20 protein-coding genes and 2 pseudogenes are annotated in these 21,172 nt (G+C 70.2%); 19 read left to right on the top strand and 3 right to left on the bottom strand.

Annotated features, from left to right (window positions below; all coding sequences use genetic code 11):
- Positions 1 to 201 precede the first annotated feature (201 nt).
- The 15 genes and pseudogenes from pgsA to ABZ453_RS44800 all read left to right on the top strand — a co-directional run bounded on the left by pgsA (position 202) and on the right by ABZ453_RS44800 (position 15,518).
- Positions 202 to 928, top strand: a pseudogene (gene pgsA / locus ABZ453_RS44870) (phosphatidylinositol phosphate synthase).
- Positions 925 to 1,914, top strand: a complete 990-nt coding sequence (locus ABZ453_RS44865) for a phosphatidylinositol mannoside acyltransferase (protein ID WP_359024880.1) — start codon at positions 925 to 927, stop codon at positions 1,912 to 1,914. Before pgsA ends, ABZ453_RS44865 begins: the two are co-directional and overlap by 4 nt.
- Positions 1,911 to 3,077, top strand: coding sequence for a glycosyltransferase family 4 protein (locus ABZ453_RS44860; protein ID WP_359024878.1), 1,167 nt, complete (start codon positions 1,911 to 1,913; stop codon positions 3,075 to 3,077). Before ABZ453_RS44865 ends, ABZ453_RS44860 begins: the two co-directional genes overlap by 4 nt.
- Positions 3,078 to 3,163: 86 nt before the next feature.
- Positions 3,164 to 3,706: a hypothetical protein gene (locus ABZ453_RS44855; protein ID WP_359024876.1), complete on the top strand. Its 543-nt coding sequence runs from the start codon at positions 3,164 to 3,166 to the stop codon at positions 3,704 to 3,706.
- Positions 3,707 to 3,820: 114 nt separating this feature from the next.
- Positions 3,821 to 4,732 (top strand): pyridoxal 5'-phosphate synthase lyase subunit PdxS, encoded by a 912-nt coding sequence (gene pdxS, locus ABZ453_RS44850; protein ID WP_208781057.1) that lies wholly within the window; start codon positions 3,821 to 3,823, stop codon positions 4,730 to 4,732.
- Between the two features lie 8 nt (positions 4,733 to 4,740).
- Positions 4,741 to 5,349: a pyridoxal 5'-phosphate synthase glutaminase subunit PdxT gene (gene pdxT, locus ABZ453_RS44845; protein ID WP_359024874.1), complete on the top strand. Its 609-nt coding sequence runs from the start codon at positions 4,741 to 4,743 to the stop codon at positions 5,347 to 5,349.
- 52 nt (positions 5,350 to 5,401) lie between these two features.
- Positions 5,402 to 6,154 (top strand): YebC/PmpR family DNA-binding transcriptional regulator, encoded by a 753-nt coding sequence (locus ABZ453_RS44840; protein ID WP_133044892.1) that lies wholly within the window; start codon positions 5,402 to 5,404, stop codon positions 6,152 to 6,154.
- A gap of 142 nt (positions 6,155 to 6,296) precedes the next feature.
- Positions 6,297 to 6,836 carry a crossover junction endodeoxyribonuclease RuvC gene (ruvC, locus tag ABZ453_RS44835; protein WP_359024871.1) on the top strand — a complete coding sequence of 180 codons (540 nt, stop codon included), beginning with the start codon at positions 6,297 to 6,299 and terminating at the stop codon, positions 6,834 to 6,836.
- Positions 6,833 to 7,438 carry a Holliday junction branch migration protein RuvA gene (ruvA, locus tag ABZ453_RS44830; protein ID WP_359024869.1) on the top strand — a complete coding sequence of 202 codons (606 nt, stop codon included), beginning with the start codon at positions 6,833 to 6,835 and terminating at the stop codon, positions 7,436 to 7,438. The genes ruvC and ruvA overlap by 4 nt, the downstream gene beginning before the upstream one ends.
- 31 nt (positions 7,439 to 7,469) lie before the next feature.
- Positions 7,470 to 8,540 carry a Holliday junction branch migration DNA helicase RuvB gene (gene ruvB, locus ABZ453_RS44825; RefSeq protein WP_359024867.1) on the top strand — a complete coding sequence of 357 codons (1,071 nt, stop codon included), beginning with the start codon at positions 7,470 to 7,472 and terminating at the stop codon, positions 8,538 to 8,540.
- A 175-nt stretch (positions 8,541 to 8,715) separates the two neighbouring features.
- Positions 8,716 to 9,219 (top strand): preprotein translocase subunit YajC, encoded by a 504-nt coding sequence (gene yajC / locus ABZ453_RS44820; protein WP_133044888.1) that lies wholly within the window; start codon positions 8,716 to 8,718, stop codon positions 9,217 to 9,219.
- Positions 9,220 to 9,354: 135 nt separating this feature from the next.
- A complete protein-coding gene (secD, locus tag ABZ453_RS44815) occupies positions 9,355 to 11,136 on the top strand; it encodes a protein translocase subunit SecD (RefSeq protein WP_359024864.1) in 1,782 nt (593 codons plus the stop codon).
- 1 nt (position 11,137) lies between these two features.
- Positions 11,138 to 12,253 carry a protein translocase subunit SecF gene (gene secF, locus ABZ453_RS44810; RefSeq protein ID WP_359024862.1) on the top strand — a complete coding sequence of 372 codons (1,116 nt, stop codon included), beginning with the start codon at positions 11,138 to 11,140 and terminating at the stop codon, positions 12,251 to 12,253.
- Positions 12,250 to 12,789 carry an adenine phosphoribosyltransferase gene (locus tag ABZ453_RS44805; protein ID WP_359024860.1) on the top strand — a complete coding sequence of 180 codons (540 nt, stop codon included), beginning with the start codon at positions 12,250 to 12,252 and terminating at the stop codon, positions 12,787 to 12,789. The genes secF and ABZ453_RS44805 overlap by 4 nt, the downstream gene beginning before the upstream one ends.
- Positions 12,790 to 12,992: 203 nt before the next feature.
- A complete protein-coding gene (locus ABZ453_RS44800) occupies positions 12,993 to 15,518 on the top strand; it encodes a bifunctional (p)ppGpp synthetase/guanosine-3',5'-bis(diphosphate) 3'-pyrophosphohydrolase (protein ID WP_359024858.1) in 2,526 nt (841 codons plus the stop codon).
- 89 nt (positions 15,519 to 15,607) lie between these two features.
- Here ABZ453_RS44800 and ABZ453_RS44795 read toward each other — a convergent pair whose 3' ends face one another.
- Positions 15,608 to 16,837, bottom strand: coding sequence for a DUF349 domain-containing protein (locus ABZ453_RS44795; RefSeq protein ID WP_359024856.1), 1,230 nt, complete (start codon positions 16,835 to 16,837; stop codon positions 15,608 to 15,610).
- Between the two features lie 157 nt (positions 16,838 to 16,994).
- Positions 16,995 to 17,813 carry a peptidylprolyl isomerase gene (locus ABZ453_RS44790; protein ID WP_359024854.1) on the bottom strand — a complete coding sequence of 273 codons (819 nt, stop codon included), beginning with the start codon at positions 17,811 to 17,813 and terminating at the stop codon, positions 16,995 to 16,997.
- Between the two features lie 191 nt (positions 17,814 to 18,004).
- Between ABZ453_RS44790 and ABZ453_RS44785 the strand changes: the two genes are divergently transcribed.
- The 3 genes from ABZ453_RS44785 to ABZ453_RS44775 all read left to right on the top strand — a co-directional run bounded on the left by ABZ453_RS44785 (position 18,005) and on the right by ABZ453_RS44775 (position 20,923).
- Positions 18,005 to 18,715: an MBL fold metallo-hydrolase gene (locus ABZ453_RS44785; RefSeq protein ID WP_359024852.1), complete on the top strand. Its 711-nt coding sequence runs from the start codon at positions 18,005 to 18,007 to the stop codon at positions 18,713 to 18,715.
- Between the two features lie 12 nt (positions 18,716 to 18,727).
- Positions 18,728 to 19,990 carry a histidine--tRNA ligase gene (gene hisS / locus ABZ453_RS44780; protein ID WP_356764450.1) on the top strand — a complete coding sequence of 421 codons (1,263 nt, stop codon included), beginning with the start codon at positions 18,728 to 18,730 and terminating at the stop codon, positions 19,988 to 19,990.
- Positions 19,991 to 20,107: 117 nt separating this feature from the next.
- A complete protein-coding gene (locus ABZ453_RS44775) occupies positions 20,108 to 20,923 on the top strand; it encodes a tetratricopeptide repeat protein (protein WP_359024850.1) in 816 nt (271 codons plus the stop codon).
- A 17-nt stretch (positions 20,924 to 20,940) separates the two neighbouring features.
- On the opposite strand, the pseudogene ABZ453_RS44770 reads toward ABZ453_RS44775, so the two are convergent.
- A pseudogene (locus tag ABZ453_RS44770) lies at positions 20,941 to 21,024 on the bottom strand (DNA-binding response regulator); the annotation flags it as partial.
- On the opposite strand from ABZ453_RS44770, the gene ABZ453_RS44765 reads away from it, so the two are divergent.
- On the top strand, positions 20,983 to 21,172 hold a 190-nt coding region (locus ABZ453_RS44765), incomplete at its 3' end, for a hypothetical protein (RefSeq protein WP_359024848.1). The pseudogene ABZ453_RS44770 and the gene ABZ453_RS44765 overlap by 42 nt on opposite strands.

Raw genomic sequence — 21,172 nt, 5'->3', positions numbered from 1 at the left:
GGTGAGGTCACTGTGGGCGCGGGCGTGCCGGGCCGCGTGCGGTGGCGGCTCCGATGACGCCCGCGGTCCTTCGAGCTTTCCACTCCCGTCACGGTGCGTCCATACGAACGACGGGATCGCGCCGTGACCCGTATGCCTTCGGCCCATGACGCAAGGGGGGTCCGGGTGCCCGGCCGTCGCACACACGCGCGCGTGGCTACGATGGGCGCGCCGGTGGCCAGCAGGGGCCGAGCCGGCCACACCGACCCTCGGGAAGGCCATGCTGAACAAGTACGCGCGTGCATTCTTCACGCGTGTCCTCACACCGTTCGCCGCGTTTCTCATCCGGCGGGGCGTCAGCCCCGACGCCGTCACGCTCCTCGGCACCGCCGGCGTGGTCGCGGGTGCGCTGGTCTTCTACCCCATGGGCGAGTTCTTCTGGGGCACGGTCGTGATCACGCTCTTCGTGTTCTCCGACCTCGTCGACGGCAACATGGCCCGCCAGCTGGGCCGTTCCAGCCGCTGGGGCGCGTTCCTGGACTCCACCCTCGACCGCGTCGCCGACGGCGCGATCTTCGGCGGCTTCGCCCTGTGGTACGCGGGCAGCGGCGACGACAACGTGCTGTGCGCGGTCTCCATCTTCTGCCTGGCCAGCGGCCAGGTGGTGTCGTACACCAAGGCGCGCGGCGAGTCGATCGGCCTGCCGGTCGCCGTCAACGGGCTCGTCGAGCGCGCCGAGCGCCTGGTGATCTCGCTGGTCGCGGCCGGTTTGGCGGGCCTGCACAAGTTCGGCGTGCCGGGTATCCAGTACCTGCTGCCCGTGGCCCTGTGGATCGTCGCCGTCGGCAGCCTGGTCACCCTGGTCCAGCGGGTGGTCACCGTCCGCCGTGAGTCGGCGGAGGCCGAGGCCCAGGCCACGGCGGAGCAGGAGAGCGGGGCGGCCAAGTGAGTGCCCGGGACCGCCTGACGGACGGCCTCTACGGGCTCGGCTGGAGCACGGTCAAGAACCTCCCCGAGCCGGTCGCCGTACGCGTGGGCCGCACGATCGCGGACCTCGCCTGGAAACGGCGCGGCAAGGGCGTGCTGCGGCTGGAGAGCAACTACGCGCGCGTGGTGCCCGACGCGAGCCCCGAGCGCCTCGCCGAGCTCTCCCGCGCGGGCATGCGCTCGTACCTGCGCTACTGGATGGAGTCCTTCCGGCTGCCCGCGTGGAGCAAGGAGCGCATCAAGAGCGGCTTCGACCCCAAGGACCTGCACCATCTGACCGACGGTCTCGCCGCCGGCCGGGGCGTCGTCCTCGCGCTGCCCCACATGGCCAACTGGGACCTCGCCGGCGCCTGGGTCACCACCAAGCTGCAGACGCCGTTCACCACGGTCGCCGAGCGCCTCAAGCCCGAGACGCTGTACGACCGCTTCGTCGCCTACCGCGAGGGCCTCGGCATGGAGGTCCTCCCGCACAGCGGCGGCACCGCCTTCGGCACCCTGGCCCGGCGGCTGCGCGACGGCGGTCTGGTCTGCCTGGTCGCCGAGCGTGACCTGTCCTCCTCCGGCGTCGAGGTCCAGTTCTTCGGCGAGGCCACCCGGATCCCGGCCGGACCCGCGCTGCTCGCCCAGCAGACCGGAGCCCTGCTCCTGCCGGTCACGCTCTGGTACGACGACTCACCCGTCATGCAGGGCCGCGTCCATCCCCCGATCGAGGTCCCCGAGTCAGGCAGCCGGGCCCAGAAGACGTCTGTCATGGCACAGGCGCTGGCCGACGCCTTCGCCACGGGGATCGCCGACCATCCGGAGGACTGGCACATGCTGCAGCGCTTGTGGCTCAAGGACCTCGACCCCACGAAGAATCCCGCGAAGAATTCTGTGAAGAACCCCGCTGGGGATTCCGCGGAGGATTCCGCGAAGAAGGCCCCGGCTCCCGAGAAGGGCACGTCGTGAGGATCGGCATCGTCTGCCCGTACTCCTGGGACGTACCGGGTGGCGTCCAGTTCCACATCCGCGACCTCGCCGAGTACTTCATCCGCCTGGGCCACGAGGTCTCCGTCCTGGCCCCGGCCGACGACGACACGCCCCTGCCGCCGTACGTCGTCTCGGCCGGCCGCGCGGTCCCGGTGCCGTACAACGGCTCGGTCGCCCGGCTGAACTTCGGCTTCCTCAGCGCGGCGCGGGTGCGGCGCTGGCTGCATGACGGCGCGTTCGACGTGGTCCACATCCACGAGCCGGCCTCACCCTCGCTCGGGCTGCTGACCTGCTGGGCGGCGCAGGGGCCGATGGTCGCCACCTTCCACACCTCCAACCCGCGCTCCAAGGCGATGATCGCCGCGTACGCGATCCTCCAGGCGGCCCTGGAGAAGATCAGCGCGCGGATCGCCGTCAGCGAGTACGCCCGCCGCACCCTCGTCGAGCACCTCGGCGGCGACGCCGTGGTCATCCCCAACGGCGTCGACGTCGACTTCTTCGCCAAGGCCGAACCCAGGCCCGAGTGGCAGGGCGACACGATCGGCTTCATCGGGCGCATCGACGAGCCGCGCAAGGGCCTGCCGGTGCTGATGAAGGCGTTCCCCGGCATCCTCGCGGCCCGCCCGCAGACGCGGCTGCTGGTCGCCGGGCGCGGGGACGAGGAGGAGGCGCTGGAACTGCTGCCCGCCGAGTTCCGCTCGCAGGTGCAGTTCCTCGGCATGATCAGCGACGAGGACAAGGCGCGATTCCTGCGCAGCATCGACCTGTACGTCGCCCCCAACACCGGCGGCGAGAGCTTCGGGATCATCCTGGTCGAGGCGATGTCGGCGGGCGCCCCCGTCCTCGCCGCCGACCTGGACGCCTTCGCCCAGGTGCTCGACCAGGGCGCGGCGGGCGAGCTCTTCACCAACGAGGACCCCGAGGCCCTGGCGGAGGCGGCGGTACGGCTCCTGCGGGACCCGGACCGCCTCGCCGAACTGCGCGAACGCGGCAGCGTCCATGTACGCCGCTTCGACTGGTCGACGGTCGGCGCGGACATCCTCTCGGTCTACGAGACGGTGACGGCGGGCGCGGCGGCGGTGGCGGCGGCGGAGGACCGGGGCCCGGGACTGCGGGCACGGTTCGGGCTGGCGCGGGAGTAGGGGGGCGTCGGGCGTTCCTGACGGGGGCGGCGTTGTCGTGAGGCGGCCGTCGGGCGCGGGTGCGGTCGGCGGTAACGTGTCCGGCCGTGACCGTAACCCTGATCTGGATTCTTGCCGTCCTGTTCGCGATCGGGCTGTACCTGAGCTGGACGGCCGGCCGTCTGGACCGGCTGCACTCCCGGATCGACGCCGCCCGGGCCGCCCTCGACGCACAGCTGCTGCGCCGGGCGTCCGTGGCCCAGGAGCTGGCCACCTCCGGCGTGCTGGACCCCGCCGCCTCCATCGTCCTGTACGAGGCCGCGCACGCGGCCCGGCAGGCCGAGGAGGAGCAGCGGGAGGTCGCCGAGAGCGAGCTCAGCCAGGCGCTGCGGGCGGTTTTCGGCGAACCGGCCCAGGTCGACGCGGTCCGCGAGGCCCCCGGCGGCGACGCGGCCACCCACGAACTCACCGAGGCCGTCCGCCGGGTCCCGATGGCCCGGCGCTTCCACAACGACGCGGTCGGCGCGGCCCGCAGACTGCGCGAGCACCGCAAGGTCCGCTGGTTCCGGCTGGCCGGTCACGCCCCCTTCCCGATGGCCTTCGAGATGGACGACGAACCGCCGCCGGCCCTCGCCGACCGGGCGGCATAGCCGCTTCCGGCACAAAAGGATCCACCGGCTTCCCATTGGCCCTTGCTGTGGACTGGCCCAATCCCGTTTCCTCGGTGATTGCAGCAACCCTCTTTCACTTCAGTGAGGTCATCCGTGTCCAGCTCGCTCTCCGAAAACCAGGCCCCCGAGACCGGCACCGCGCGCGTGAAGCGCGGCATGGCCGAGCAGCTCAAGGGCGGCGTGATCATGGACGTCGTCACCCCGGAGCAGGCGAAGATCGCCGAGGACGCGGGCGCCGTCGCCGTCATGGCCCTGGAGCGGGTCCCGGCCGACATCCGCAAGGACGGCGGCGTGGCCCGTATGTCCGACCCGGACATGATCGAGGGCATCATCGAGGCCGTCTCCATCCCGGTCATGGCCAAGTCCCGCATCGGCCACTTCGTCGAGGCGCAGGTCCTGCAGTCCCTCGGCGTCGACTACATCGACGAGTCCGAGGTCCTCACCCCGGCCGACGAGGTCAACCACTCCGACAAGTGGGCCTTCACGACCCCCTTCGTCTGCGGTGCCACCAACCTGGGCGAGGCCCTGCGCCGTATCGCCGAGGGCGCGGCCATGATCCGCTCCAAGGGCGAGGCCGGCACCGGCAACGTCGTCGAGGCCGTCCGCCACCTGCGCCAGATCAAGGGCGAGATCGCCAAGCTGCGCGGCTGCGACAACAACGAGCTGTACGCCGCCGCCAAGGAGCTGCGCGCCCCCTACGAGCTGGTCAAGGAGGTCGCCGAGCTCGGCAAGCTCCCGGTGGTGCTGTTCTCCGCCGGTGGCGTGGCCACCCCCGCCGACGCCGCGCTGATGCGCCAGCTCGGTGCCGAGGGCGTCTTCGTCGGCTCCGGCATCTTCAAGTCCGGCGACCCGGCCAAGCGCGCCGCCGCCATCGTCAAGGCGACCACCTTCTACGACGACCCGAAGATCATCGCGGACGCGTCCCGCAACCTCGGCGAGGCCATGGTCGGCATCAACTGCGACACCCTCCCCGAGACCGAGCGCTACGCCAACCGCGGCTGGTAAGCACCCCCATGAGCACTGAAGCACCTGTCATAGGCGTCCTGGCCCTCCAGGGCGACGTACGGGAGCACCTCGTCGCCCTGGCCGCGGCCGACGCCGTGGCCAGGCCGGTCAGGCGCCCCGAGGAACTCGCCGAGGTGGACGGCCTCGTCATCCCCGGCGGCGAGTCCACCACCATCTCCAAGCTGGCCGTCCTCTTCGGCGTGATGGAGCCCCTCCGCGCGCGCGTGCGGGCCGGAATGCCCGTCTACGGCTCCTGTGCGGGCATGATCATGCTCGCCGACAAGATCCTCGACCCGCGCTCGGGCCAGGAGACCGTCGGCGGCATCGACATGATCGTGCGCCGCAACGCCTTCGGACGGCAGAACGAGTCCTTCGAGGCGGCGGTCGACGTCCGGGGCGTCGAGGGCGATCCTGTAGAGGGCGTGTTCATCCGCGCCCCCTGGGTGGAGTCCGTCGGCGCCGAGACCGAGGTGCTCGCCGAGCACGACGGCCACATCGTCGCCGTCCGCCAGGGCAACGCGCTCGCCACGTCGTTCCACCCGGAACTGACCGGCGACCACCGGGTGCACCGCCTGTTCGTCGACCTGGTGCACGCGAACCGGGCGACGGAGTCCTAGTAGGATTCCTGGCGTTCGTTGCAGAGATGGGTTACGCGAAGGAGACAGGCAGATGTCCGGCCACTCTAAATGGGCCACGACGAAGCACAAGAAGGCCGTGATCGACGCCAAGCGCGGCAAGCTCTTCGCGAAGCTGATCAAGAACATCGAGGTCGCGGCGCGGATGGGTGGTGTCGATCTCGAGGGCAACCCGACCCTGTACGACGCCGTCCAGAAGGCCAAGAAGCAGTCGGTCCCGAACAAGAACATCGACTCGGCGATCAAGCGCGGCGGCGGCCTCGAGGCCGGTGGCGCCGACTACGAGACGATCATGTACGAGGGCTACGGCCCGAACGGCGTCGCGGTCCTCATCGAGTGCCTCACCGACAACCGCAACCGCGCCGCCTCCGACGTCCGCGTCGCCATGACCCGCAACGGCGGCTCCATGGCCGACCCGGGCTCGGTGTCGTACCTGTTCAACCGCAAGGGCGTCGTGATCGTCCCCAAGGGCGAGCTGACCGAGGACGACGTCCTCGCCGCCGTGCTGGACGCGGGCGCCGAGGAGGTCAACGACCTGGGCGAGTCCTTCGAGGTGCTCAGCGAGGCCACCGACCTGGTCGCGGTCCGCACCGCCCTCCAGGACGCCGGGATCGACTACGACTCCGCCGAGGCCAACTTCGTCCCGACCATGCAGGTCGAGCTGGACGAGGAGGGCGCCAAGAAGATCTTCAAGCTGATCGACGCGCTCGAGGACAGCGACGACGTGCAGAACGTCTTCGCCAACTTCGACGTCAGCGACGAGGTCATGGAGAAGGTCGACGCGTAACGCCGCCGCGAGCTGAGCGGACGCAACGGCTCAACGGGCCGACGGGACACGCCCCGTCGGCCCGTCGCCATGTCGGCCGTTGTCGGTGGCACCCGATAGCCTGCACAAACAGGCGATCGAAAGGGATCGAGGGGAGGGCGCGGTGCGCGTACTGGGGGTGGACCCCGGGCTGACCCGGTGCGGTGTCGGCGTCGTCGAAGGGGTCCCGGGGCGGCCGCTCACCATGGTCGGCGTCGGTGTCGTCCGCACGCCCGTGGACGCCGAGCTGGGGCACCGTCTCGTCGCGATCGAGCAGGGCATCGAGGCCTGGCTGGACGAACACCGGCCCGAATGCGTCGCCGTGGAGCGGGTGTTCAGCCAGCACAACGTCCGCACCGTCATGGGCACCGCCCAGGCCAGCGCCGTCGCCATGCTCTGCGCCGCCCGCCGTGGCATCCCCGTCGCCCTGCACACGCCGAGCGAGGTCAAGGCCGCCGTCACCGGCACCGGACGCGCCGACAAGGCCCAGGTCGGCGCCATGGTGACGCGGCTGCTCCGGCTCGACGCGCCCCCGAAACCGGCCGACGCGGCGGACGCCCTCGCGCTCGCCATCTGCCACATCTGGCGCGCCCCCGCCCAGAACCGCCTCCAGCAGGCCGTCGCCCTGCACGCAGCCAAAGCAACGAAAGGCCGCCCCGCATGATCGCCTTCGTCAGCGGCCCGGTCGCCGCCCTCGCCCCCGACTCCGCGGTGGTGGAGGTCGGCGGGATCGGCATCGCCGTTCAGTGCACGCCCAACACCCTGTCCGGACTGCGCATGGGCCAGCAGACCAAGCTCGCCACCTCGCTGGTCGTACGGGAGGACTCGCTCACCCTGTACGGCTTCGTGGACGACGACGAGCGTCAGGTCTTCGAGCTGCTGCAGACGGCGAGCGGAGTCGGCCCGCGCCTGGCCCAGGCGATGCTGGCGGTGCACAGCCCGGACGCCCTGCGCAGGGCGGTCGCCACCGGGGACGAGAAGGCACTGATCGCCGTCCCCGGCATCGGCAGGAAGGGCGCCCAGAAGCTGCTGCTGGAGCTCAAGGACCGGCTCGGCGAGCCCCTCGGCGCCCCCGCGATCGGCGCTCCTGTCAGCCAGGGCTGGCGCGACCAGCTGCACGCCGCCCTCATCGGCCTCGGGTACGCCACCCGGGAGGCCGACGAGGCGGTGGCCGCCGTGACCCCGCAGGCGGAGGCGGCCGGCGGCAGCCCGCAGGTCGGCCAGCTGCTGAAGGCCGCCCTGCAGACCCTCAACCGCGCCCGCTGACCCATCTGCGCCACCCCTGCTAGGAGACCTCGTGAACTGGGACGACCCGACCGACCCCCCCGCCCCCGAGCGGCTGGTCGGTTCTGTCGCCGACCGTGAGGACCAGGCCGTCGAGGCCGCCCTGCGCCCCAAGGACCTGGGCGAGTTCATCGGCCAGGAGAAGGTCCGTGAACAGCTCGACCTGGTCCTGCGCGCCGCCCGCGCGCGCGGCGCCACCGCCGACCACGTGCTGCTCTCCGGCGCCCCCGGCCTCGGCAAGACCACCCTCTCGATGATCATCGCGGCCGAGATGGGCGCCCCGATCCGCATCACCTCCGGCCCCGCCATCCAGCACGCCGGCGACCTGGCCGCGATCCTGTCCTCCCTCCAGGAGGGCGAGGTCCTCTTCCTCGACGAGATCCACCGGATGTCCCGGCCCGCCGAGGAGATGCTGTACATGGCGATGGAGGACTTCCGTGTCGACGTCATCGTCGGCAAGGGCCCCGGCGCCACCGCCATCCCCCTCGACCTGCCCCCCTTCACCCTGGTCGGCGCCACCACGCGCGCGGGCCTGCTGCCGCCCCCGCTGCGCGACCGCTTCGGCTTCACCGCGCACATGGAGTTCTACGAGCCCACCGAGCTGGAGCGCGTCATCCACCGCTCGGCGAACCTCCTCGACGTGGAGATCCAGGCCGACGGCGCCGCCGAGATCGCCGGCCGTTCCCGCGGCACACCCCGTATCGCCAACCGCCTGCTGCGCCGGGTGCGCGACTACGCCCAGGTCAAGGCCGACGGGATCATCACCCGGGACATCGCGGCCGCGGCCCTCGCGGTTTACGAGGTCGACGCCCGCGGCCTCGACCGCCTCGACCGCGGTGTGCTGGAGGCTCTGCTCAAGCTTTTCGGCGGCGGCCCGGTCGGCCTGTCGACCCTCGCCGTCGCGGTGGGGGAGGAGCGCGAGACCGTGGAGGAAGTGGCCGAGCCCTTCCTCGTACGGGAGGGACTGCTCGCCCGCACCCCCCGCGGCCGGGTCGCCACGCCCGCCGCGTGGGCGCATCTCGGCCTCACGCCACCGCGCTCGGCTACTGCGGGAAACGGACAACAAGACCTGTTCGGGACGTGATGCCATTGTGACGGCGCGGGCATTGGCCGGGTCAGGAACCCAGGTGCCATGCTGAGCGTTGTTCCATGCGCGCGGACTCGCTTAGACTCCGCCGATGCCGCCTTTGTCGGCGGTATACATACCCCCATCCATCAGGCCGCCGTCCGCCGCGGTCGTGCGAAGGAAATTCCGTCCCGTGAATATCACCATGCTCCTCCCGTTCATCGTGCTCATCGGGGCCATGTTCCTCATGACCCGCTCGGCCAAGCGCAAGCAGCAGCAGGCCGCGAACATGCGCAACGAGATGCAGCCCGGCAGCGGCGTCCGCACGATCGGGGGGATGTACGCGACGGTCAAGGAGGTCAACGAGGACACGGTCCTCCTCGACGCCGGTCCCGGTGTCGAGCTCCTCTTCGCGAAGAACGCCATCGGTTCCGTGCTCAGCGACGACGAGTACAACCGCATCGTGCACGGCATCGAGCACGACCTCAAGTCCGACTCCGACGTCGTCCCGGACGACGCCTCCTCCCTCACCGAGACCGACGACTCCGCCGACGAAGCTGCCGCCGCCTCCGACGACAAGTCCGTCGACCTCGGCAAGAAGGACGCGCCCGAGGAACCGGCCGACGAGCCCGTCGCCGCCGAGGCGAAGCCGGACGAGGAGCCGAAGAAGACCGACGGCGACTCCGAGTCGAAGTAGCCACGTCCAGAGGGCGTGTGGCAGACCTCCCGCGCCCCGGGACGTGTGCGTCTCGCACACGGGGATCCCGACACCATGTCATGGCCGCCACCACGCCGACCGGGCGCGGGGCGGCCCGAGAGGGAGTACGAGAAGGTGGCAGCACCTAAAAAGGGCCGGAGCGCGAGCGCCCAGAGCAAGCCAGGGCGCTCGCTGGCCCTCATCCTGATCGCCATCGTGGCGCTCACCGGAGGGATGTTCGCCTCCGGGCACACCACTCCGCGTCTCGGCATCGACCTGGCCGGTGGTACGAGCATCACGCTCCGGGCGGTCCCGGAGAAGGGCCAGGAATCCGCGATCAACAAGGCCAACATGGACACCGCGGTCGACATCATGAACCGCCGTGTCAATGGTCTTGGTGTCTCGGAGGCCGAGGTTCAGACCCAGGGCGATCGAAACATCATCGTCAACATCCCCAAGGGCACGAACTCCAAGGAAGCGCGTCAGCAGGTCGGCACCACCGCCAAGCTGTACTTCCGTCCGGTCCTCGCCACCGAGATCTCCGGCGGCTCCGCGACAACCAGCCCCACGCCCAACGCCTCCGGCAGCGCCTCGGGCAAGCCGACGGACAAGGCCTCGCAGAAGGCCACGGGTAAGTCGTCGTCCTCCGCGACGCCCTCGGCCACCGCTACTTCGCAGGGCCGCGCGGTGACCGACGCGCTGAAGGCCGACTCGACTCCCAGCGCCACAGCTTCCTCCAGCGCGAAGGCCTCCTCCAGCCCCTCCCCGTCGGCGAGCGGCTCCTCCGCCGCAAGTGCTGCCGCGGCCAAGCTGCAGGCCCAGTACGCCGCCCTCGACTGCACCAAGAAGTCGGTCCGGGCAACCGCCGGCCAGGGTGCCAAGGCCACCGACCCCACCGTCGCCTGCGGCAAGAACTCCGGCGGCCAGTGGCAGAAGTACGTCCTTGGCCCGGCCGCGGTCGACGGCACGGACGTCAAGAAGGCCTCGGCCGTCTTCAACACCCAGTCCGCCGCCGGCTGGACCGTCACCATGGAGTTCACCTCCAAGGGCGCCAAGAAGTTCGGCGACATCACCGGTCAGCTGGCCAAGAACCAGCAGCCGCAGAACCAGTTCGCGATCGTCCTCGACGGTAACGTCGTCTCCGACCCGCGCGTCTCGGAGGCACTGACCGGCGGCAACGCGGAGATCACCGGTAGCTTCACCCAGGAGGAGGCGCAGAGCCTCGCCAACATGCTGTCGTACGGCGCCCTGCCGCTGACCTTCAAGGAGGACAGCGTCACCACGGTGACCGCGGCCCTGGGCGGCGAGCAGCTGCACGCCGGTCTCCTCGCCGGTGCGATCGGCCTCGCGCTGGTCGTGATCTACCTGCTGGTCTTCTACCGCGGCCTGTCGGTCATCGCGATCCCCTCGCTGATGGTCTCCGCGATCCTCACCTACGTGATCATGGCGCTGCTCGGCCCGACCATCGGTTTCGCGCTCAACCTCCCCGCCGTCTGCGGCGCGATCGTCGCGATCGGTATCACCGCGGACTCGTTCATCGTGTTCTTCGAACGCATCCGGGACGAGATCCGCGAGGGCCGCTCGCTGCGCCCCGCCGTCGAGCGGGCCTGGCCGCGCGCCCGACGCACCATCCTGGTCTCCGACTTCGTGTCGTTCCTCGCCGCCGCGGTGCTGTTCATCGTCACCGTCGGCAAGGTCCAGGGCTTCGCGTTCACCCTCGGTCTGACCACCGTGCTCGACGTGGTCGTCGTCTTCCTGTTCACCAAGCCGGTCATGACGCTCCTCGCCCGCCGGAAGTTCTTCGCGAACGGCCATAAGTGGTCCGGCCTCGACCCCAAGGCGCTGGGCGCCAAGCCGCCACTGCGCAGCACCCGCCGTACCCGTCCCGCCGGCCCCGTCGACCCGAAGGAGGCCTGAGATGTCGAAACTCGGCAGCCTCGGCGCCCGACTCCACCGCGGCGAGGTCGGCTACGACTTCGTCGGCAACCGCAAGATCTGGTACGGCGTCTCGATCCTGATCACCATCACGGCCATCCTCGGCCTGACGGTGCGGGGCCTGAACATGGGCATCGAGTTCCAGGGCGGCGCCGTCTTCACCACCCCGAAGCACACCAACGTCTCGGTCACCCAGGCCGAGTCCTACGCCCAGGACGCCTCCGGGCACCCCGCGGTCGTACAGAAGCTCGGTGACGGAACCCTGCGCATCCAGATCGCCGGCATCGACACCAACAAGTCCGACCAGATCAAGGACACGCTGGCCAAGGACCTGAACGTCGGCACCGAGAAGATCGCCGCCGACCTGGTCGGCCCCAGCTGGGGCCAGCAGATCGCCGACAAGGCCTGGCAGGGTCTGGCGATCTTCATGGTTCTGGTCGTGATCTACCTGGCCATCGCGTTCGAGTGGCGGATGGCCCTGGCGGCGCTCGTCGCCCTGATCCACGACATCACGATCACGACCGGTATCTACGCCCTGGTCGGATTCGAGGTCACGCCGGGCACGGTGATCGGTCTGCTGACGATCCTCGGTTACTCGCTCTACGACACGGTCGTCGTCTTCGACAGCCTCAAGGAGCAGACGAAGGACATCACCAAGCAGACCCGCTGGACCTACAGCGACGTCGCCAACCGCTCGATCAACGGCACGTTGATGCGCTCCATCAACACCACGGCGGTGGCGCTGTTGCCGGTCGCGGCCCTGCTGTTCATCGGTGGCGGTTTCCTCGGCGCCGGTACGCTCAACGACATCTCGCTGTCGCTGTTCGTCGGCCTCGCAGCCGGCGCGTACTCCTCGATCTTCATCGCCACGCCGCTCGTCGCCGACCTCAAGGAGCGCGAGCCGCAGATGAAGGCCCTGCGCAAGCGCGTCCTCGCCAAGCGGGCCCAGGCCGCCGCGGAGGGCGCGCAGGCCCGGCCCGAGACCGCGGACACCTACGGCGACGAGCCCGAGGACGCCGCTCCCGCGGTCGTCGGGCCGCGCAACCAGCCCGCGTCCCGCAACCGGGGCCGCGGCCGACCCTCGGGGAAGCGCCGATGACTGACGTCGAGGAGCTGTTGCTCAGCCGCATCCGTGACGTCGCGGACTACCCGGAGCCGGGCGTGCTGTTCAAGGACATCACCCCGCTCCTGGCGGACGCGGCGGCGTTCACGGTTCTGACCGACGCGCTGGCCGGTATCGCCGCGAACACCGGCGCCACGAAGGTCGTCGGTCTCGAGGCGCGCGGCTTCATCCTGGGTGCCCCGGTGGCCGTCCGTGCCGGCCTCGGCTTCATCCCCGTACGCAAGGCGGGCAAGCTCCCCGGAGCGACCCTCAGCCAGGCGTACGATCTGGAGTACGGCTCGGCGGAGATCGAGGTCCACGCGGAGGACCTGTCGGCCGGGGACCGGATCCTCATCGTCGACGACGTCCTCGCCACGGGCGGCACGGCGGAGGCCTCGATCCAGCTGATCCGCAGGACGGGCGCGGAGGTGGCGGGCCTCGCGGTTCTGATGGAACTGGCCTTCCTCAACGGCCGCTCCCGCCTGGAACCAGCTCTGGAAGGCGCTCCCCTGGAGGCGCTGCTCGTCGTCTGACCGGGCTGCCACGGCACGTCTCGGTGCCTTGGGGCGCGACGCCTCGCAAGGGGCGGTCCCCGGAGGAATCCGGGGACCGCCCCTTGCGTTTCTCGGGTGGACGGGTCTCACATCGTCCTGCAGGCGATGCCGGGGCCCAGGATCGCTACCATGGGTCCTCCGGAGCCTGACCGGGGGACCCGGATCGCGCACGAGGAGTCCTCTTGCCAGACGAGGCCCAGCACCTGACCGCCGCCAAGCCCGAGTCCGCCTCGGCAGCCGCGGCCAAGCCCGCGCCGAGCGCATCGCACCCGACGAACGACAGCGCCGGGCCGGTCGAGCACGCCCAGTCGGCCCCTGTCGACAAGTCGGCCGATGAGTCGCGCCCCAAGCCGGCCCCGCCCGAGCACGCCCAGGCGCCCGCGGTCCGTCCCAACACCGGCCAGCCCGCCCGCTCCGGTTCCTCCAACCGCGTCCGTGCCCGCCTCGCCCGCCTCGGCGTCCAGCGCTCCAACCCGTACAACCCGGTCCTGGAGCCGCTGCTGCGGATAGTGCGCAGCAACGACCCGAAGATCGAGACGGCCACCCTCCGCCAGATCGAGAACGCCTACCAGGTCGCCGAGCGCTGGCACCGCGGCCAGAAGCGCAAGAGCGGCGACCCGTACATCACGCACCCCCTCGCGGTGACCACGATCCTCGCCGAGCTGGGCATGGATCCGGCCACCCTGATGGCGGGCCTGCTGCACGACACCGTCGAGGACACCGAGTACGGCCTCGACCAGCTGCGCCGCGACTTCGGCGACTCGGTCGCCCTGCTCGTCGACGGCGTCACCAAGCTGGACAAGGTCAAGTTCGGCGAGGCCGCGCAGGCCGAGACCGTGCGCAAGATGGTCGTGGCCATGGCCAAGGACCCCCGCGTCCTGGTCATCAAGCTCGCCGACCGGCTGCACAACATGCGCACCATGCGCTACCTCAAGCGCGAGAAGCAGGAGAAGAAGGCGCGCGAGACCCTCGAGATCTACGCGCCGCTCGCCCACCGTCTCGGCATGAACACCATCAAGTGGGAGCTGGAGGACCTCGCCTTCGCGATCCTCTACCCCAAGATGTACGACGAGATCGTACGGCTGGTGGCCGAGCGGGCACCGAAGCGTGACGAGTACCTGGCCATAGTGACCGACGAGGTGCAGCAGGACCTGCGCGCGGCCCGCATCAAGGCGACCGTCACCGGCCGCCCGAAGCACTACTACAGCGTCTACCAGAAGATGATCGTACGAGGCCGCGACTTCGCGGAGATCTACGACCTGGTGGGCATCCGCGTCCTCGTCGACACGGTCCGCGACTGCTATGCCGCCCTCGGCACCGTGCACGCGCGATGGAACCCGGTCCCCGGCCGGTTCAAGGACTACATCGCGATGCCCAAGTTCAACATGTACCAGTCGCTGCACACGACGGTCATCGGCCCCAACGGCAAGCCGGTCGAGCTGCAGATCCGCACCTTCGACATGCACCGCCGCGCCGAGTACGGCATCGCCGCGCACTGGAAGTACAAGCAGGAGGCCGTCGCCGGCGCCTCCAAGGTGCGTACCGACGTGCCCAGGGCCGGCAAGAAGGACGACCACCTCAACGACATGGCGTGGCTGCGCCAGCTGCTCGACTGGCAGAAGGAGACCGAGGACCCGGGCGAGTTCCTGGAGTCCCTGCGCTTCGACCTGTCCCGCAACGAGGTCTTCGTCTTCACCCCCAAGGGTGACGTCATAGCGCTCCCGGCGGGTGCCACCCCGGTGGACTTCGCCTACGCGGTCCACACGGAGGTGGGCCACCGGACGATAGGAGCGCGGGTCAACGGCAGGCTCGTACCGCTGGAGTCGACCCTCGACAACGGTGACCTGGTGGAGGTCTTCACCTCCAAGGCGGCCGGCGCCGGACCGTCCCGGGACTGGCTCGGCTTCGTCAAGTCGCCGCGCGCCCGCAACAAGATCAGAGCCTGGTTCTCCAAGGAGCGCCGCGACGAGGCCATCGAGCAGGGCAAGGACGCCATCGTCCGCGCGATGCGCAAGCAGAACCTGCCGATCCAGCGCATCCTCACCGGCGACTCGCTGGTCACCCTCGCACACGAGATGCGCTACCCGGACATCTCCGCGCTGTACGCGGCGATCGGCGAGGGCCATGTCTCCGCGCAGAATGTCGTGCAGAAACTGGTCTCCGCGCTCGGCGGCGAGGAGGCGGCCACCGAGGAGATCGACGAGTCGGTCCCGCCGACCCGCAGTCGCCGCAAGCGGCGCTCCAGCGCGGACCCGGGCGTCATCGTCAAGGGCGTAGAGGACGTGTGGGTCAAGCTGGCCCGCTGTTGTACGCCCGTCCCCGGCGACCCGATCATCGGCTTCGTCACCCGGGGTAGTGGCGTATCGGTTCACCGGAGCGACTGTGTGAACGTGGAGTCACTGTCCCGGGAGCCGGAGCGCATCCTCGACGTCGAGTGGGCGCCCACCCAGTCCTCGGTCTTCCTGGTCGCCATCCAGGTCGAGGCGCTGGACCGCTCCCGGCTGCTGTCGGACGTCACCCGTGTCCTGTCCGACCAGCACGTCAACATCCTCTCCGCGGCCGTCCAGACCTCCCGCGACCGCGTCGCCACCTCCCGCTTCACCTTCGAGATGGGCGACCCGAAGCACCTGGGACACGTCCTGAAGGCCGTACGGGGCGTCGAGGGCGTCTATGACGTGTACCGGGTGACCTCGGCCCGCAGGTCGTAGGGCGGACGACGAAGCAGAACGAAGCAGACGACGAGGAGGGCCCCGCACCGGCCGGTGCGGGGCCCTCCTTTTCAGCTTGGGAGGCGGGATCAGCCGCCGAACTCCTGCAGACCCTTCAGGGCCTGGTCCAGCAGGGCCTGGCGGCCCTCCAGCTCACGCTGGAGCTTGTCGGCCTTGGCGGTGTTGCCCTGGGCACGCGCCTGCTCGATCTGGCCCTTGAGCTTGTCCACGGCGGCCTGGAGCTGGCCGGTCAGCCCCTCGGCACGCGCGCGTGCCTCCGGGTTGGTGCGGCGCCACTCGGCCTCCTCGGCCTCCTGGATGGCCCGCTCCACGGCGTGCATCCGGCCCTCGACCTTGGGGCGCGCGTCGCGCGGGACGTGGCCGATGGCCTCCCAGCGCTCGTTGACCGAGCGGAAGGCGGCCCGGGCGGCCTTCAGATCGGTCACCGGGAGGATCTTCTCGGCCTCCTCGGCCAGCTCCTCCTTGAGCTTCAGGTTCTCGGACTGCTCGGCGTCCCGCTCCGCGAAGACCGAGCTGCGGGCGGCGAAGAACACGTCCTGGGCGCCGCGGAAGCGGTTCCACAGGTCGTCCTCGTGCTCGCGCTGGGCGCGGCCCGCGGCCTTCCACTCCGTCATCAGCTCGCGGTAGCGCGCGGCCGTCGGACCCCAGTCCGTCGAACCGGACAGCGCCTCGGCCTCGGAGACCAGCCGCTCCTTGGCCTTGCGGGCCTCCTCGCGCTGCGCGTCCAGCGACGCGAAGTGGGCCTTGCGGCGCTTGGAGAAAGCCGAGCGGGCGTGCGAGAACCGGTGCCACAGCTCGTCGTCCGACTTGCGGTCCAGCCGCGGCAGACCCTTCCAGGTGTCCACCAGCGCCCGCAGCCGCTCACCCGCCGCCCGCCACTGGTCGGACTGCGCCAGCTGCTCCGCCTCGCTGACCAGCGCCTCCTTGGCGTGCCGAGCCTCGTCCGACTGCTTGGCCCGCTGCTGCTTGCGCTCCTCGCGCCGCGCGTCGACCGTCTCGACCAGCTTGTCCAGCCGTTGCCGCAGGGCGTCCAGGTCGCCGACCGCGTGATGCGCGTCGACTTGCTCACGGATGTGGTCGATCGCCGTCTGCGCGTCCTTCGCGGACAGGTCGGTCGTCTTCACTCGCTTCTCGAGGAGGCCGATCTCCACAACCAGGCCCTCGTACTTGCGCTCGAAATAGGCCAGCGCCTCCTCGGGGGAGCCTGCCTGCCAGGAACCGACGACCTGCTCGCCGTCGGCCGTACGCACGTACACGGTCCCCGTCTCGTCGACGCGGCCCCACGGGTCGCTGCTCACAGCGCCTCCTCCACATGATGCCTGCGGAGGGCTTCAGTACCCCCGGGCATCGTCCACAGTTTCGTCACGGCCAACATAGGCGACCGGCGGGTTGCCTGTCCGCATCCCGCGCGACCGAAATTTCGCACCTCGGGGTCGGGATTCGGTCCCGACGCGATCAGGATTTGGTGACCGTTGCCTTGTTGATCACGACGGTCGCGTTGGGCGCCCCGTCGCCCTGGCCCGTGCTCTCGCCGGCCGCCGCGATCTTCTTCAGAATCTTCAGGCCCGAGGCTGAAATCGTACCGAAAGGCGTGTAGCTCGGGGGAAGCTGACTGTCCTGGTAGACGAGGAAGAACTGGCTGCCGCCGGTGTGCTTCTGGCCGGTGTTCGCCATCGCGACCGTGCCCGCGGGGTAGACCCCGCCCTTCAGGCTTTTGTCCTTGAGGTTCTCGTCCGGGATCGTGTAGCCGGGACCGCCGCTGCCGCTGCCCGTCGGGTCGCCGCACTGCAGCACGTAGATGCCGTTGGTGGTGAGCCGGTGGCACTTGGTGTGGTCGAAGAAGCCCTTCGACGCCAGGAAGTCGAACGAGTTCACGGTGTGCGGGGCCGCCGACGTCTTCAGCGCGATGTCGATGTCACCGCACGTCGTGGCGAGCTTCATCGTGTACTTCGCCGACGTGGCGATGGTCATCGCCGGCTCCTTCTTCCAGCTCAGCTTCTTCACCGAGCCCTCGGCCGGCTTCGCGCACGGGTCCGGGGCCTTGCTGCTCGGAGCCGCGCTCGGGGTGGTCTCCGAGCTGGCGTTCGCCTTCTTGCCGTCCTTCAGGACCCCGGTCGTGTAGATCGCGACGCTGCCTATCAGGATCACGCCGAGCACCGACGCGATCACCGAGTTGCGCATGCGCGCCTTGCGCCGCGCCTCCGTGCGCCGCTGCTGCTGCCGCAAGAACTTCTCCCGCGCGAGCTGCCGCTTCCGCTGTTCCTGGGTGACCACGGGGTTTTCTCCTCATGCGTCTCGTACGCCGACTGGGACGCGTGCGTCTGGTGAGCCGAGCGCCTGCGTGTGCCCCGTACCGTATATGGGTTCGCTGAGGATTCGGCAGCGCCGGTAGGCTCTGACGACAGCTGTAGCCATTCGTTGACAGCAGCTGTAGCCGCCCGTAATCGACACCACGAAGGACGATCGTGCTCATTGCCGGGTTCCCCGCCGGGGCCTGGGGGACGAACTGTTATCTCGTCGCCCCGGCCGTCGGTGAGGAGTGCGTGATCATCGACCCCGGCCACCAGGCCGCCCAAGGCGTCGAGGAAGCGCTGAAGAAGCATCGGCTCAAGCCCGTCGCCGTCGTCCTCACCCATGGCCACATCGACCATGTGGCCTCGGTCGTCCCGGTGTGCGGCGCGCACGACGTCCCCGCGTGGATCCACCCCGAGGACCGCTACATGATGGCGGACCCGGAGAAAGCGCTCGGCCGTTCCATCGGGATGCCGCTGATGGGCGAGCTGACCGTGGGGGAGCCGGACGACGTCAGGGAGCTGACCGACGGCGCGAAGCTGGCGCTCGGGGGTCTGGAGTTCTCCGTCGCGCACGCGCCCGGCCATACCAAGGGGTCGGTGACCTTCCAGATGCCCGAGACCACGGACATCCCTTCCGTGTTCTTCTCCGGGGATCTGCTCTTCGCCGGCTCCATCGGACGCACCGACCTGCCCGGCGGTGACCTGGCCGAGATGCTCGACTCGCTGGCCCGTGTGTGCCTGCCGCTCGACGACTCGACCGTGGTGCTGTCCGGCCACGGCCCCCAGACGACCATCGGCCAGGAGCGTGCCACCAACCCCTATCTGCGGCAGGTGGCCGCCGGCCCGGGAGCGGATGTCGACGCTCCCCGACGAGGAATGTGACGAGAGACTTCCGTGAGCACCTTTCAGGCCCCCAAGGGCACGTACGACCTGATCCCGCCCGACAGCGCCAAGTACCTGGCGGTCCGCGAGGCGATCGCAGCGCCCCTGCGCAACTCCGGCTACGGCTACATCGAGACGCCCGGCTTCGAGAGCGTTGAGCTCTTCGCGCGCGGTGTCGGTGAGTCGACCGACATCGTGACCAAGGAGATGTACGCCTTCGAGACCAAGGGCGGCGACAAGCTGGCGCTGCGTCCCGAGGGAACGGCGTCCGTGCTGCGGGCGGCGCTTGAGGCCAACCTGCACAAGCTGGGCAATCTGCCGGTCAAGCTCTGGTACTCCGGCTCGTACTACCGCTACGAGCGCCCCCAGAAGGGACGCTACCGGCACTTCTCCCAGGTCGGGGCCGAGGCGATCGGCGCGGAGGACCCGGCGCTGGACGCCGAGCTGATCATCCTGGCGGACCAGGCGTACCGCTCGCTGGGACTCAGCGACTTCCGGATCCTGCTCAACAGCCTGGGCGACAAGGAGTGCCGGCCGGTGTACCGGGCCGCGCTGCAGGACTTCCTGCGCGGGCTGGACCTCGACGAGGACACCCTGCGCCGCGCCGAGATCAACCCGCTGCGTGTCCTGGACGACAAGCGTGAGTCGGTCCAGAAGCAGCTGGGTGACGCCCCGCTCCTGCGCGACTACCTCTGCGACGCCTGCAAGGCGTACCACGAGGAGGTCCGCGAACTGATCACCGCCGCGGGCGTGGCCTTCGAGGACGATCCGAAGCTGGTCCGCGGGCTGGACTACTACACCCGTACGACCTTCGAGTTCGTCCACGACGGTCTGGGCTCGCAGTCCGCGGTGGGCGGCGGCGGCCGTTACGACGGACTGTCGGAGATGATCGGCGGCCCCGCGCTGCCGTCCGTGGGTTGGGCCCTCGGCGTCGACCGCACGGTCCTGGCGCTGGAGGCCGAGGGCGTCGAGCTCGAACTCCCCTCCACCACCAGCGTGTTCGCGGTGCCGCTGGGGGAGGAGGCCCGCCGGATCCTGTTCGCCAAGGTCACCGAGCTGCGCAAGCTCGGCATCGCGGCCGACTTCTCCTACGGCGCCAAGGGGCTCAAGGGCGCGATGAAGAACGCCAACCGCAGTGGCGCCCGCTACACGATCGTCGCCGGCGAGCGCGACCTCGCCGAGGGTGTCGTCCAGCTCAAGGACATGGAGTCGGGCGAGCAGACGGCGATCGGCGTCAACGAGATCGTGGCGGAACTGGAGTCACGGCTCGGCTAGGACAGCACCCTTGGCGTTCCCCCAACTCGCCGCCGTCAGGCGGCAGTTGGGGTCGTCCAGGTAAACGCTTCTTGATGTTCGCGAACGAGCGTGCGCGACCTGCGTACGCTCCCGGGCATGAAGCTCTTCCGGTCGCGCGGCGGCAACGACGGCCCGCAGACGACGAGTTCCCCCTTGGCCGGGCCCACCGCCCTGTTCCAGGCGGGGCGTTACGCCGAGGCGGAGGCCGAGGCCCGTGCCCTGGCCGCGAACGACTCCCGGTACGCGCCGCTCGCGCTGAGCGTCGCGGCGCGGTCGGCGGGAGCCCAGGGCCGTCATGCCGAGGCTCTCGCCGAGTACGACGCCCTCCTGCCGACGTTCGGCAAGGGGCTCGGTGCCGAACATCCGCAGACCCTGATGCTGCGCTCGAACCGCGCCCAGACGCTGATCGCGCTCGGCCGGCACGCGGAGTGCGAGGCGGAGTGCGCGGCCGTCGCCCGGACCGCGGCGCGCGGTACGGGGCCGGAGTCGGCGCTCATCGCGGCGGCGGCCCGCATCGGACAGATCTACGCCGTCAACGCGCAGGACCGCCACACCGAGGCCGAGGCGCTCGCCCGCGAGGCTCTCGCGGACCATCACACGCCGGACCGGGTCACGGTCGGGCTGCGCCTGGGCCTGGCCCGCAGCCTCAACAGCCAGGGCCGCCACGAGGAAGCCCTTCGGGAGGCGGAGAGCACCGAGCAGCTGAGCCGCAGCCTGTCCGAGGACCAGCGCCGCCAGGAGGCCGGTGCCGTCGACGTGGCGCTGGCGACCGCCCTGCTGGGGCTGGGCCGTGACGCCGAGGCGCGCCCCCGTGCCCAGGCCGCCCACGACGCCTGCGTGACCGCCTTCGGCCCCGGCCACTACCGCACCACCGAGGCCCGCGCCCTCCTCGACCGCGTCGACGGCATCTGAGCACCCGCGTCCCACTGCTCGAGGAGCCCGTGCCGCATGGCGCTGGTGACGGCGGCCGTATGGTCGTCGACGTCCAACTTGCCGATGGCGCGCAGCAGATGGTCTTCGCCGTCGGCTCGCCGATGCTGTGTTCATGTGCGGCTGTCGCCGGGCGGGGGGGGTGCCCCTATCTCTTTCGTCAAGGGGCGGGGCGGTTGATTGGTGATGTTTCAGGCGGCTTGGGGGACGGCTTGAGGTTCGAAGAACGTG

It is taken from the genome of Streptomyces sp. NPDC005799 (genome assembly GCF_040630525.1).
Classification (GTDB): Bacteria; Actinomycetota; Actinomycetes; order Streptomycetales; family Streptomycetaceae; genus Streptomyces; species Streptomyces griseorubiginosus_B.
The sequence above is the reverse complement of the archived record's forward strand: the minus strand, read 5'-3'. Positions and strand labels throughout refer to the sequence as shown.

Excerpts from the sequence above, each read along its gene's own strand:
- pdxT (WP_359024874.1), top strand. The coding sequence starts at position 4,741 with ATGAGCACTGAAGCACCTGTCATAGGCGTCCTGGCCCTCCAGGGCGAC.
- ABZ453_RS44840 (WP_133044892.1), top strand. The coding sequence starts at position 5,402 with ATGTCCGGCCACTCTAAATGGGCCACGACGAAGCACAAGAAGGCCGTG.
- ruvA (WP_359024869.1), top strand. The coding sequence starts at position 6,833 with ATGATCGCCTTCGTCAGCGGCCCGGTCGCCGCCCTCGCCCCCGACTCC.
- secF (WP_359024862.1), top strand. The coding sequence starts at position 11,138 with ATGTCGAAACTCGGCAGCCTCGGCGCCCGACTCCACCGCGGCGAGGTC.
- ABZ453_RS44805 (WP_359024860.1), top strand. The coding sequence starts at position 12,250 with ATGACTGACGTCGAGGAGCTGTTGCTCAGCCGCATCCGTGACGTCGCG.
- ABZ453_RS44775 (WP_359024850.1), top strand. The coding sequence starts at position 20,108 with ATGAAGCTCTTCCGGTCGCGCGGCGGCAACGACGGCCCGCAGACGACG.